The 13,577-nt window shown below is 50.9% G+C and carries 10 protein-coding genes; 6 read left to right on the top strand and 4 right to left on the bottom strand.

Annotation, left to right across the window (positions count from 1 at the left end):
- Positions 1-41: 41 nt before the first annotated feature.
- A complete protein-coding gene (locus AC0YOA_RS23535) occupies positions 42-1,337 on the top strand; it encodes a PDZ domain-containing protein (protein ID WP_475788717.1) in 1,296 nt (431 codons plus the stop codon).
- A gap of 274 nt (positions 1,338-1,611) precedes the next feature.
- Here the strand turns inward: AC0YOA_RS23535 and AC0YOA_RS23530 are convergent, their stop codons facing one another.
- Together AC0YOA_RS23530 and AC0YOA_RS23525 are read right to left on the bottom strand one after the other, a co-directional pair.
- Positions 1,612-2,394, bottom strand: coding sequence for a flagellar motor protein MotB (locus AC0YOA_RS23530; RefSeq protein WP_475769684.1), 783 nt, complete (start codon positions 2,392-2,394; stop codon positions 1,612-1,614).
- The gene (locus AC0YOA_RS23525) at positions 2,378-3,172 is read right to left on the bottom strand and encodes a flagellar motor protein (protein WP_210038965.1); all 795 of its coding nucleotides are present in this window, start codon (positions 3,170-3,172) and stop codon (positions 2,378-2,380) included. The genes AC0YOA_RS23530 and AC0YOA_RS23525 overlap by 17 nt, the downstream gene beginning before the upstream one ends.
- A gap of 283 nt (positions 3,173-3,455) precedes the next feature.
- Here AC0YOA_RS23525 and uvrB point away from each other — a divergent pair, with 283 nt between their 5' ends.
- From uvrB to AC0YOA_RS23510, 3 genes are all read left to right on the top strand, one after another.
- On the top strand, positions 3,456-5,456 hold the full coding sequence (gene uvrB / locus AC0YOA_RS23520; protein ID WP_210038964.1) for an excinuclease ABC subunit UvrB: 2,001 nt from the start codon (positions 3,456-3,458) through the stop codon (positions 5,454-5,456).
- Positions 5,457-5,514: 58 nt separating this feature from the next.
- A complete protein-coding gene (gene uvrA / locus AC0YOA_RS23515) occupies positions 5,515-8,400 on the top strand; it encodes an excinuclease ABC subunit UvrA (RefSeq protein WP_210038963.1) in 2,886 nt (961 codons plus the stop codon).
- Positions 8,401-8,787: 387 nt separating this feature from the next.
- Positions 8,788-9,015, top strand: a complete 228-nt coding sequence (locus tag AC0YOA_RS23510; RefSeq protein ID WP_210038962.1) for a hypothetical protein — start codon at positions 8,788-8,790, stop codon at positions 9,013-9,015.
- A 304-nt stretch (positions 9,016-9,319) separates the two neighbouring features.
- Here the strand turns inward: AC0YOA_RS23510 and AC0YOA_RS23505 are convergent, their stop codons facing one another.
- Both AC0YOA_RS23505 and AC0YOA_RS23500 read right to left on the bottom strand, forming a co-directional pair.
- A complete protein-coding gene (locus AC0YOA_RS23505) occupies positions 9,320-9,463 on the bottom strand; it encodes a hypothetical protein (RefSeq protein WP_475788716.1) in 144 nt (47 codons plus the stop codon).
- A gap of 102 nt (positions 9,464-9,565) precedes the next feature.
- Positions 9,566-10,267: a response regulator gene (locus AC0YOA_RS23500; RefSeq protein ID WP_475788715.1), complete on the bottom strand. Its 702-nt coding sequence runs from the start codon at positions 10,265-10,267 to the stop codon at positions 9,566-9,568.
- A gap of 201 nt (positions 10,268-10,468) precedes the next feature.
- On the opposite strand from AC0YOA_RS23500, the gene AC0YOA_RS23495 reads away from it, so the two are divergent.
- On the top strand, positions 10,469-11,392 hold the full coding sequence (locus tag AC0YOA_RS23495; RefSeq protein WP_475788714.1) for a hypothetical protein: 924 nt from the start codon (positions 10,469-10,471) through the stop codon (positions 11,390-11,392).
- 244 nt (positions 11,393-11,636) lie between these two features.
- Complete coding sequence (locus tag AC0YOA_RS23490; RefSeq protein WP_475788713.1) at positions 11,637-13,490, top strand: S-layer homology domain-containing protein; 1,854 nt, start codon at positions 11,637-11,639, stop codon at positions 13,488-13,490.
- Positions 13,491-13,577 lie beyond the last annotated feature (87 nt).

The raw sequence follows: 13,577 nt of genomic DNA, 5'->3' as shown, positions 1-13,577 counted from the left end.
CATTTAAAAGGCATCACTATCTCGATAAGGGAGTTGAAGCTGTGGATGTATTGTTGGAAATGCTCCGGCAGGCGGGGTCAGCTGCAGTTCAGCTGTTGTTGTCCCCTTTTTATTATATTTCTGTGATTCTGATCATGCTTCAATATATGCGGCAAACCCGGCTTGAGCGGAAACTGTTCCATGTCCGTCTACATGCCTGGCCGGGGCAGCTGGGCCGCACGATGCTGGCGGGATTGATCGTCGGGGTGCTTCTGTCATGCATAGGTCTGTTTCTGGGTATCGCCATTACAGGCGAAGCTGTGCTTTGGATGTGGGGTGCTGCTGTGGTGCTGGCGGTTATCCGTATCCGTTTTTTGTGCTTTGCCTACAGTGTTGGCCTTCTTGGCATACTGCAATGGACGGTCGGCTGGACTGCTATCGCAGAGCGAAGTGACTGGATGGGCCGCGCAGCGGCTTCGCTGGACGGTCTGGACATCCCTGGCCTGCTACTGCTTGTCGCGCTGATGCATTTGGCGGAGGCGCTGCTTGTCCGCAAACAGGGAGCCAAATTCGCGAGTCCCCTGTTCCTGGAAGGCAAGCGCGGCAAAATCGTCGGAGCATACGCCCTTCAGGGGTACTGGCCGGTTCCGATGCTGATGCTTGTTCCGGCAGTTTCGGGCGGTTCCGGTGATATCCTGCTCCCGTGGCAAACGCTGCTTGCCGATACCTCCATGTGGAGCGGAGGCTTCACGATGATCGGTTTTCCAATGATGATCGGGTTCTCGGAGCTGACGCGGACGCTCCTGCCGGAGGCCAAAGCCCGCAGCACCTCGCAGGGTCTGCTGGTGTACGGTTTGATTCTCGCAGCCGCGGCGCTTGTGTCCGTCTACTGGTCCCCGCTGACGCTTGCAGCAGCCATATGCGCCTTGCTGCTTCATGAGGCGCTGATTATCGCCGGGAGGGTGCGTGAAGCGGCTAACAGCCCGTTCTACGTACATGACGAGCAGGGACTGCGCGTGCTGGCGGTTATTCCTGGAACACCGGCGCACACGCTTGGCATTGAAGCCGGCGAGGTGCTGCAGAAGGTCAACGGCGTTCGTGTCCGTACGAAGAGCGAGCTTTATGCCGCGCTGCATATCAACTCGGCCTTTTGCAAGCTGGAGGTGCTCAATCACGAGGGTCAAATCAAATTCGTGCAGCGGGCGCGTTATGCCGGAGAGCATCATCAGCTTGGCGTCGTGCTGGCTCCCGATGACAAGGCGGACCAATTTGCAGCGCCTGGACCCGCATCGTTGTTTGAATTAATCAGCCATAGGCGGGCCGCCCGGCAGCGGGAATCCTCATCAACCTCGTTGTAAGTGTTCTTCCAGTGATCAGTGATGACAAAAATCCCCGTTTCAGTTCAAAATCGAGCTGAAAGCGGGGATTTATTAGGATACTTAAGTATATTAAACCTTTATACAGCTTATATTTAACAAGAGGATGAAGCCTGCTTCACCGAAGGGGCACACGCCGATCGGCGGTAGATGGCTGGGTTCTACCCAAGTCTTCGGCAAGAAGAAACCATCTCAGCGCTGAAGCGGGGCATGAACGTTTTCTCTCGCTTGCCTATATTGGTGTTTATTATGACTGCTAGCCTAAATTCCGCAGTACCGTAATTTCTACGCGACGGTTTTTTTGTCTGTTCGCATTGGAGTTGTTCGGCACGATAGGACGCGTGTCCGCGTAGCCCGCGATCTTGAATTTTTTTGGATCGATTTTGGCGGTGTCGACAAAATAGCGGAGCACCGACAGCGACCTTCCCGCCGAGAGCCCCCAGTTATCCTGGAACGTGCCCCCTGTCTGAATGGGCAAGTCGTCGGTATGGCCTTCAATGCTGATAATATTATCCAGCTTTTCGAACAGACTGGCCAATTTGCCAAGCACGGGGTTAGCGCTGGTTTTCAAATCCGCTTTTCCCAGGTCGAACAGAAACTGATCGGACAGCCGGATGTTAATCCCTTCGGGCGTATCCGCAACGAAGACCTTGGTTTCCAGATGATTTTGCTTGATATAGGACTGGACGATCTTCAGCAGCTCCTGCAGCTCCTGCTCCATTAATTTCTTTTGCTGCTCCTTGAGCGTCTCCTTGTCGGGTGTATCCACCTTTTCTGAGGTTTCCGCGGGTTTGGGCTGCTGCGCCGTCTGCAGGCCGCCTGTAATGCCTGAGCCCATTTCCAATATTGTATCGGATTTGAGGAACTCCAGCTGGAGGGCTTGGGACAGAACTTCATATTTTGCTATGTCGATACGGCTCATGGAGTACAGGATGACGAAAAAAATCATCAACAGCGTGATCAAATCAGCGTAGGTAATAAGCCATCTCTCATGATTCTCCGGTGCCTCACCCTTTTTTCTTCTACTCCGCCGACGCATTGTCTTCCACCCTCTTTGCCCGCTGATCTTCCGGTTCAAGCAGCATAAAGGAATTCAGCTTCTTTCGGATAAGCTGCGGGTTTTCGCCCGCCTGAAGCGCCAGTACGCCTTCGAGCATAAGCTCCATCAGCTGGATTCGCTCATGGGTATTCGTTTTAATTTTCGTAGCCAGAGGTAAATAAATCAGGTTGGCACTTGCAACGCCGTACAGAGTAGCCGTGAACGCAACGGCGATGGAGGGGCCGAGCGAGCTGGGATCGGACAGATTGCTCAGCACGTGGATAAGGCCCATGACTGTTCCGATGATCCCCATGGTCGGGGCGAAGCCTCCCGCCGTTTCGAAGATTTTGGCCTGCTGCTCGCGTTCGCGCTCCACCGCATTAATCTCCAGCTCCAGAATTTGATTCGTCAGCTCCGGATCCGTGCCGTCGACCACCATGAGAAGGCCGTTGCGCAAAAATGGCTCTTCCAGCTCATTTGCCTCATTCTCAAGCGCCAGCACACCCTCGCGGCGGGCTACCGTTGCCATGTCGACGATCCGGTCAATCATCGATTGCGGGTCAATATCCGCTTTACGGAACGCGTGCCTGAGCGCGCCCGGTATGCGTTTGAGCTTGGAAAGCGGGAAACTGACGGCAGTAGCGGCGAAGGTTCCGCCGAACACAATAAGGATGGCCGTTTTCTCAAAAAGGCTGGCCGCATGTCCGCCTTCCCAGATAAAACCGAAAAATAAAGCGCATAATCCCGCGATGAGTCCTATGACCGTAGCTAAATCCATTTGATTGCTTCACACTCCATCTCCAAGGTTGACAACATTTACTTCCTTGCCGGCGGTTGTTTGTCAAGATCCACCGATTGCAACCGGCACCCAAAGTCGTTATAATAAATGGGAACACATATTCTTATGATTTTCCCCGCAGCGGTCAGAAGCCGCCACGCGTTCATTCATAAATAGCAAATATGAAACATTAGCCAGTTCTGTCTATTTTATCGGGAAATATGGGCATACATTTTAATAGGTCTTTCTTCATAGATACCATTGAATTGAGGTGTATAAAGACATGGTTGAGAAAATAACGGAGCCGAAACTGTTTGATTTGCAGTCGGAATACACGCCCCAGGGCGATCAGCCGGAGGCAATCCGCCAGCTTTTGGAGGGAATCAAGGAAGGCAAGATGCACCAGACCTTGCTGGGAGCAACGGGCACGGGGAAAACCTATACCATTGCGAACACGATTGCGCAGCTTAACCGGCCGACGCTTGTTATTGCGCACAACAAGACTCTCGCAGCCCAGCTGTGCAGCGAGTTTCAGGAATTTTTCCCGAATAATGCGGTTTCTTATTTCGTCAGCTACTACGATTATTTCCAGCCGGAAGCGTATATCCCGTCATCCGATACGTATATCGAGAAGGATTCCAGCATTAACGATGAGATCGATAAGCTTCGCCACTCGGCGACGAGCTCGCTGTTTGAGCGTCGGGACGTCATTGTCGTAGCGAGCGTTTCGTGCATTTACGGTCTGGGTTCTCCGACGGAATACGGCAGTCTGGTTCTCAGCCTGCGCAAGGGAATGGAGAAGTCGCGGGATCAAATCCTGCATAAGCTTGTCGATATTCAATACCAGCGCAATGATATCAACTTTGTGCGGGGAACATTCCGTGTGCGCGGCGACATCGTGGAGATTTTCCCGGTGGCCAATAATGAGCGGGCAATGCGCGTCGAGCTGTTCGGAGACGAGATCGAGCGGATAACCGAGATCGATGTACTGACCGGCGAGATTGTCGGAGAACGCGATCATGTTGCAATTTTTCCGGCCTCTCACTTCGTTACCCACGAGGAGAAAATGAAAATCGCGCTCATTCATATCGAAGCCGAATTGGAAGAGCGGCTGGCCGAACTTCGCAGTCAGGATAAGCTGCTGGAAGCGCAGCGGCTGGAGCAGCGGACACGCTATGATCTGGAAATGATGCAGGAGATGGGCTTCTGCTCAGGCATCGAGAACTATTCAGGTCCGCTGACATTCCGCGAACGCGGGGCCACCCCGTACACCTTGATGGATTATTTCCCGGACGATATGCTCATAGTCATCGATGAGTCGCATGCAACAATTCCGCAAATCCGGGCGATGTATAATGGAGACAGGGCTCGTAAAGAGGTGCTGGTCAACCATGGCTTCCGTCTGCCGTCGGCAATGGACAACCGGCCGCTGCGGTTTGAGGAATTCGAGGAGAAGAGCAGGCAGACCATCTTTGTCTCGGCGACGCCGGGACCTTATGAATTGGAGCTTTGTCCGGAGATGGTGCAGCAGATTATAAGACCTACCGGCCTGCTGGACCCTGTTATAGAAGTGCGTCCGACCAAAGGACAGATCGATGATCTGCTGACAGAGATACGGGACCGGATCGCCAAGGATGAGCGTGTTCTGGTGACGACTCTGACCAAGAAGATGTCGGAGGATTTGACTGATTATCTGAAGGAAGTAGGCATCAAGGTGCGTTATCTTCATTCCGACATCAAGACTTTGGAGCGGATGGCCATACTGCGGGATTTGCGGATGGGGACCTTCCATGTTCTGGTGGGAATCAACCTTCTTCGGGAAGGTCTGGATCTGCCGGAAGTATCTCTGGTTGCGATATTGGATGCGGACAAAGAAGGCTTCCTGCGGTCGGAGCGTTCGCTGATCCAGACAATCGGACGGGCGGCGCGTAATTCCGACGGTCGGGTTATCCTGTATGGCGACAAGATCACCAATTCCATGGAGCTTGCCATACGCGAGACTGAGCGCCGACGTACCATCCAGATCGCATATAACGAGAAACATGGCGTGACTCCACTGACCATTCAAAAGAAGATTCGCGCTGTCATCGAGGCAACGAAGGTTGCCGAGGAGAAGAGCGATTATTTGACAGGCATCGGTGCGAACAAAATGTCCAAGAAGGACCGCCAGTCGCTTATCCAGCGTCTGGAGGCAGAGATGAAGGATGCGGCGAAGAGCTTGCAGTTCGAGCGAGCCGCCGAGCTTCGTGATGCCCTGCTGGAGCTTAAAGCGGAAGCGGGATAAGCATATAAGCAAACTGGATAAAAGAAATATATTCATACAATTTGGAAGGAGCAATAAAGTGGCCAGCGATTCCATCGTCATTAAAGGGGCAAGAGCCCATAATCTCAAAAATATCGATGTTACCATTCCCCGCGATAAATTCGTCGTTCTGACCGGATTGAGCGGCTCCGGCAAATCATCGCTCGCCTTCGATACGATCTACGCCGAGGGACAGCGCCGCTATGTTGAATCGCTGTCCGCTTATGCCCGCCAATTCCTTGGTCAAATGGAAAAGCCGGATGTCGATTCCATCGAGGGGTTATCCCCGGCTATCTCAATCGACCAGAAGACGACGAGCCGCAATCCCCGCTCAACTGTTGGTACCGTTACGGAGATCTATGACTACCTGCGACTTTTGTTCGCGCGTGTAGGCAAGCCTCATTGCCCGGATCACGGAATCCAAATTACTTCGCAGACTGTCGAGCAGATGGTGGACCGAATAATGGAATATCCGGAACGGACGAGGCTCCAGATCCTGGCACCGCTTATTTCTGGCCGTAAAGGGGAGCATACCAAGCTGCTCGCTGATGTTCAGAAGCAGGGCTTCGTACGGGTTCGGGTCAATGGCGAACTGCGCGAGCTCAGCGAGAAGATCGAACTCGAGAAGAACAAGAAGCACAGCATCGAGGTTGTCGTGGACCGGATTGTGGTGAAGGAAGACGTTCATACCCGTCTTGCCGATTCACTGGAGACGGCCCTCAAACTTTCGGACGGCCAGGTGATAGTGGATGTGATGGAGAAGGAAGAGCTGCTCTTCAGCTCCAACCTGGCTTGCCCGATTTGCGGGTTCAGCATTGATGAATTGGCGCCGCGGATGTTTTCCTTCAACAGTCCTTATGGCGCCTGCCCGGAATGTGACGGACTCGGTGCCAAGATGATCGTGGATCCGGATCTGCTTGTCCCGCATCCGCACAAATCGATTGCCGATGGCGCATTCGAGGCATGGGCGGGAAGCACCTCCAATTATTATCCCCAGTTTCTTGATTCGGTCTGTCAGCACTATGGAATTAAGCGGGATATTCCGGTAAGCGAGCTGACGGCTGAGCAGATGAAGAAGCTGTTATATGGAACAGGCGGCGAGAAAGTCCGCTTCCGTTATCAAAATGACTTTGGCCATGCCAAGGAAGCTTTTGTCCCTTTTGAAGGGATTGTCAATAACCTGGAGCGCCGGTACCGGGAGACCGGTTCCGACGGCATCCGGGAGCATATTGAGCAATATATGAGCGCAAAGCCCTGCGGCAGCTGCAAAGGCAAGCGGCTTCGCAAAGAGAGTCTGGCTGTCACTATCGACAGTGAGAACATCGCCCACGTCACCTCTTTATCCATCGGCGAGGCGCAGCGCTTCTTCGACTCGCTCAACCTCAACGAGAAGGACAGGACGATCGCCCATCTCATATTAAGAGAAATCAACAGCCGGCTGGGCTTTCTGGTTAATGTGGGACTGGAATACCTGACGCTCAGCCGGGCGGCAGGTTCCCTCTCAGGCGGAGAAGCCCAGCGGATCCGGCTGGCGACGCAGATTGGCTCTAGCCTGATGGGTGTGCTCTACATCCTGGATGAGCCGAGTATCGGATTGCATCAGCGGGATAACGATAAGCTGATCAAGACGCTGGAGCATATGCGTAATCTTGGCAATACGCTTATTGTGGTCGAGCATGACGAGGATACTATGCTCGCCTCCGATTATATTATCGATATCGGGCCTGGCGCGGGCATCCACGGCGGCAAGGTTGTGTCCATGGGCACGCCTCAGGAGGTCATGGATGACGAGAATTCACTTACCGGCGCCTATCTCAGCGGTCGCAAATTTATCCCTGTCCCCATGTCGAGACGCGAGACCAGTGACAAGTGGCTGGAAATCCGCGGCGCCAAAGAAAATAACCTGAGGGGGGTCAATGTCAAAATTCCTCTGGGTGTCTTCTCCGCCGTAACCGGGGTATCGGGATCGGGCAAATCGACTCTGATTAACGAAATTCTCTATAAAACACTTGCCCGTGATCTGAACAAAGCCAAGACGCGTCCTGGCCAGCACAAGGAAATCCGGGGTCTCGAGCATATCGAGAAGGTTATCGATATCGACCAATCTCCCATCGGGCGTACGCCAAGATCCAATCCGGCGACCTATACCGGCGTATTCGATGACATTCGCGATGTTTATGCCTCGACGACCGAATCGAAGGTGCGCGGCTATAAGAAGGGGCGTTTCAGCTTCAACGTCAAGGGCGGGCGCTGCGAAGCCTGCCGCGGAGACGGCATTATCAAGATCGAGATGCATTTCCTGCCGGATGTCTATGTTCCTTGTGAGATTTGCAAGGGCAAACGCTACAACCGCGAAACGCTGGAAGTGAAATACAAAGGGAAAAGCATTGCGGAAGTGCTGAAATTAACGATCGAGGATTCCTGCGAGTTTTTCAAAAACATTCCGAAAATCCACCGCAAGCTCCAGACGCTGCTGGATGTCGGCCTCGGCTATATGGACCTTGGACAACCTGCCACGACACTGTCCGGAGGAGAAGCACAGCGTGTGAAGCTGGCAGCGGAGCTGTACCGCCGCAGTACGGGGAAGACGCTGTATATTCTCGATGAGCCTACTACCGGCCTTCATGTGGATGATATTGACCGGCTGCTTATCGTACTGCACAGGCTAGTGGACTCCGGCGAATCCGTGCTTGTAATTGAACACAATCTGGATGTCATTAAGACAGCGGATTATCTGATTGATCTTGGTCCGGAAGGTGGCAGCGGCGGCGGAACGATCGTAGCAACCGGTTCGCCGGAGGCTGTAGTCAAGGTGAAAGGCTCTTACACCGGCCACTACCTGAAACCCATCCTTGAGAGGGATCGCCAGCGTACAATTGAACAGCAAAGCTCCGAGGGCAGCGTGGCGGCCGGCATGGCAGATTAACCGTCTGGGCAGCCATCTGCATGTAATCAAAACCTCCAAACGAGCCTGATCGTTTGGGGGCTTTTCAATGAAAGCCCGGTTATACTTACATGTTGGATGCCCGGATCATGGATATTTTGCTTGCGTCTTGTTATAGATGCTGGCAGAGATGGACATTTTATAGGTACGGGGCCAATAGTGGAAATAACAGTTCAAAAAAGTGACAGCTGCAAAGATTGTTTTTTCCTTCACCGGTTGGAAAAAGGCAGCTATGAACGTATGCTTTCTGATTTTTTATGCAAATGGTGACAAACTTGTTACGATTCGCATTTCGGACTTGCAACAAAGGCCCGCTCAGGCTAACATAAACTAATATAGGCTATGTGCGAAAATGAAGGAGGTTCACCCATGTTTCATCTTGCTGCCGAGGCTGCCGCAACTGCAAGCACCATCAAAAAGTTCGATCCCTTCGATATTATGATGCTGGTGTTCACGATTGTTTTGCTGATTGGGCTGGTTCGTCTGTGGAAAGCCCGTTCGAAGAAAAACATTTTTGCTATCGGATTTACAGCGCTTTCGACGCTAGTGTTCCTTTTTGCTGATTATGTCATGATATTCAAAGTATGGTTAGCTTAGGTCATCGACGCTGACAATAAGATCCGCATGCCCACATAACAAGCCGTTGAAGTCTTGCATAACAAGACTCCAGCGGCTTTTTTTAATCAGTATTGTATACGATGTCACATCCACAAAATTTTTTGCCGCAAGAGGACGGCGAACCCGCTTTTTCATGCGATGCCCGCAATAATGCTGTTGGGGCGGCTCCTGCCGCTCTGTTTGAAGCTCTGCATTGTCCCGGTTCCGCAATTGCCTCGTTACAGAAAAAGAAACCAACCCCTTGTTGCGGTGTTGGTCTCTACAAGTCTGTAATCCATTCCCTTCAGATAAATCCTGGCGGGTCCGGCTGCGGATTAAAGGAAGTATACGTTACCCCAGGGGGATCCGGCTGCGGGTTGAAGGTAAACATGAATGCGAGTGCGGCTAGAGGAATAATCAGAAAAACAAGCAGTTTCCGTTTCATCATACGTCATCCTTTCATGAGGCTTTGTTGTGCGTGGAGCGGCACTTCGAAAGCTAGCTTACAACAGAATTAAACAATGCCGATATACTCAAGTTTTTGAGTATGCTAATTTCGTTTGTCCTGTTCCAGGAGGCCCAGCTGTTTGGAAAGCTCGATCAGATGCCGGGTGTTATGTTTTTTCAGCCGCAGCCATTCCAGATAAGGAAATTTGCCTTTTATAATCTTCTGCGCCTTGTACAGCTCGTTATTGATGGATTGCCGTGTATAAAATAGAGCTTCCGCTACCTCATTTCGGGAATATCCCTGGTCAAGCTTCCTTAAAATATCGATTTGAACGGGAGACAGCATCTGTTTAAGCTCGTCATGCCGGGAGACAATGAATCTGTTCAATAATTTCCCTGCCGAAGAATAATGCAGATTCGGTCTTCCCGTGTAAGCGGCCCGAATTGCATCCGGAATATCCCGAAAATGCTCTTTGGTGATGTAATTATTGACGCGGGCATAAGCGAGAGCATCAGTCATCACTTCCTCACTGTCGAAGGAGGATAACACTATAATCTGCAGTCCGGGTTGCATCGCTTTAATTTCTATGGCGGCTTCTATGCCGTCAAAATTCTTTTCCGTCAAATTCAAATCCAGTAAAAGCACGTCCATACTCGCATTGCGAACCTCGTTAAGCAGCTGCTGCTTATGGGATGCGGTTCCAATCACTTCCATATCGGACTCTCGATTAATGTAGTCCGTCAGCATCTGGCAAAATAACTCATCATCCTCGCATATGAACGTTCTAATCCGGGTCATCATCATCCCCCCATCCAACCTGATTATACCGTAAATACTTAGTAATTCTGTTGTTTTATCCCAGTATCCCATTCACTATAGCTTAAGTTTTTCACCCTTACAAGATTCTTGTTTCATCTGTCAATCATCATTATTCTGAGTATATTTCCACCCGGGCCATTGGATTATGATAAGGATCGGATCAGCCAATTTGGGGAGGAATGAATAATGAATGTGATTGGAAAACTGCACGAGGTTACAAATGTGACGTTGTTTATCTCCAGCTACTCAACGAATCCTGCGCACCCGAACCCGGCATCGTACAAACCTATGGCAGATGCTCAGATATTTTTGGGAACCGACTTTCCCGCAGGATTTGCGAATAGTTTCATACCGGGCTTTTCCTTTCAAACAAAAACGGATGCAACCGGCTCATTCAATATTGCTGTACCCGATGCCTATCCCAAAACCATTAAGGGTTATCTGTTGGCAACACATACGATCATGAAGATCCCGCCATTCAACATTCCGATCTACGCTCCGGTGTACCGCTCACAGACCTTCCAGTTCAATCAGATCAATTCCAAAGTCCAGGATATTTATGTAATGCGGGTGGACGGCACAACGCAGCAGAGCTTTACACAAGCGCAAATTAGCGCCATGACCACGGGAGTACAGCAAAAAATGGGCCTGGATAGCCTTTCGGCATTCATCAACGACGGTTCTATCGGCATCGTGGGTAAAGATCAAGGGGCGACACTCAAAGCTGACCTTTACTTAAGTCCGTTTACAGGACCGGATCTGAACACTTTTATCAGCGAAAAGGTGGATAATATCGACATTGATCTTCCCGGACCGGATTTCATCGTCGGGCTTTTCGTAAGCAAGGATGAAATAGCGAAACAATTCAAGCAGGGAATTCATAATATGATGCCTTCGCTGAACAAACAAATTATCGACAGAATTCAAAAGGAAATGGGCATGCTGATCAGCCAGCTTGAAACGAGCACAAACAGCAAAGTAACAATGACCTTCGAGAAGCTGCGCTATCCTGTGGTGGAAACCAAAACCATCGGCGGTCTTTTCACGATAAAAACACGCGCGATCATACCGGATCTTTTCGTTGGTATTTCCCGCAAACTGTTCAGTTAATATTCGAACCAAGCTTGCAGCAGAGAAGGATCGAATCGCAGCTCAAAATAAACAACCACGCACGCCTGATGCCCCATGCATCAGGTGTTTTTTCTATTTATCATCACCGCGTATATTTCCGGCAGATGGCAAGCCAAATATGGTCGACAGCATCGCATATACGATATAATAGGAAAATGTGGATGTGTGCACTTGTGAACGTTCTCTATAAATAGCCGTTTACTTAAGGAGAGTTGAGTACGCGATGACGTGGAAATCCAAAATATTTTTCCTTGGACTGTTAATGACCGTTTTTATAAGTGCTGCCGGAGCAGCAGCCGTGAACGGCAATAATGTGCAGGAGAGCTCTCAGCAGCGCACCAAACAGGATATTATGCAAAAATGGAACCAATACAAGCCAATGGCCATCGGTTTCGATTATATGAACACACCCGAAATTTATGAAATGCAGCCTGCGCTGACATCGCCTTATGCGGCAGGCAAACTTGAATCCGGTTACATATTGGATGGAATCAAAGCCGTTAATTTTGTGAGATACTTGGCCGGCCTCCCGGATGACATTCAACCGGACTGGAACCTGCAGCTGCAGCAGCAGACAACGGCGCTGGTCAATGCCGTCAACGATAAGCTGACACATACGCCGACAAGACCTCCGGATATGGAGGAGGAGATGTTCAATCTCGGCTACAAAGGTGCAGGCTCCAGTAATTTATACGCCGGGGATCCGACATTGTACAGCAATGTTCTGGGTTATATGTCGGACAGCGATACGAGCAATATTGACAGAATCGGACATCGCCGCTGGATTTTGAATCCGGCCATGAAGAAAACGATGTTTGGATTCGTACCGTTAAACAGCGAGCATTTATACCCCTACGCGTCCATGTATGCGTTTAATCATGATCGCCCGAAGGCGGAAGTGAGCTATGATTATGTAAGCTGGCCCTCCTCCGGATATTTTCCGCGTGAAATATTTGCGCCGCGGGACGCTTGGTCGGTATCGCTTAATCCCGATATCTACGACAATCACCAAACGGCCGGGATACGCGTCACACTGACCCGGACGAGAGACCAGAAGACATGGAGCTTTCAGACGCTGGATAAAGATAAGGAAGGCCAATACATGAACGTAGAGACGAGCGGCTTCGGCATTCCGTTCTGCATTATTTTCAGACCGGACAAGCTTTCCGAGATTGAAGACAATGATCAATTCAGTGTCCGCATAACGGGGATTTACGACAAAAGCGGCCAGGCAGCCGAAGTGAATTTCAACACGACTTTTTTTCAAATGCTGCCGGTTGTGAAATCTAGAGCCCAGGAAATGAAGCTGAATCAGGGAGAAGAGGTCCAGCTGGCGACAAGGATAAAGGCAGGCACGGAGTCCGCCGAGGGAGCATTCAGCTTTGTATCGGAGAATCCCAAGGTTGCAGCTGTGGATGGGCAGGGGAATATTAATGCGGAGGGCATCGGGCAGACGCGCATTGTGCTGAAATCATATTTTCAGGAGAAGCAGACGATTTTTGTCGATGTGGTAAAGCCTGATATGAACAAGCAGGTGAGCGCCTGGGCGCTTGGCGATTACCGGAAAGCGAAAAGCAACGGAATCATCAGCAGCTTCTTCGATGAGGCTTATCAGGAGCCGATCAGCCGCTACGGTTTTGCCGTGATGGCGGCCCAACTATGCGAGAACATACTTGACAGGCCTTTGGAGTCGACCCCGACACCTTTCAAGGACATTGATGACGATTACATATCCAAAGCGGTTCATGCCGGAATTATTGTGGGGACATCCCCTGATGCCTTTGCTCCAGATCAGACCATTACAAGGCAGGAGGCGGCAGTAATGCTTATCCGGCTGTTCGATCTGTTGAATAAATCCGGAGAGGGAACAGCGGGAGCGGAACAGGACAGAGCTATTTCGGCTTTCGCCGATGAAGGACAGATTTCACTTTGGGCACGCGGGCAGGTCTATCGGGCAGTCGAGCTGCAGCTTATGAATGGAACGGGAAAAGAAAGCTTTGATCCAAAGGGACGGCTCACACATGAGCAGACCTATATTCTTTTACAGCATATATTCGAGGCTTTCGTGAAGGAGTAAGGGTCAAAGCGGCAGTCATACCACTCCGGAGGATAGGGGTTGTATGCTCTCCTTCTATAGAAAGAGACGTGTGTCAGCACCGCAGTG

It is taken from the genome of Paenibacillus sp. JT22N12 (genome assembly GCF_056269365.1).
The sequence above is the reverse complement of the archived record's forward strand: the minus strand, read 5'-3'. Positions and strand labels throughout refer to the sequence as shown.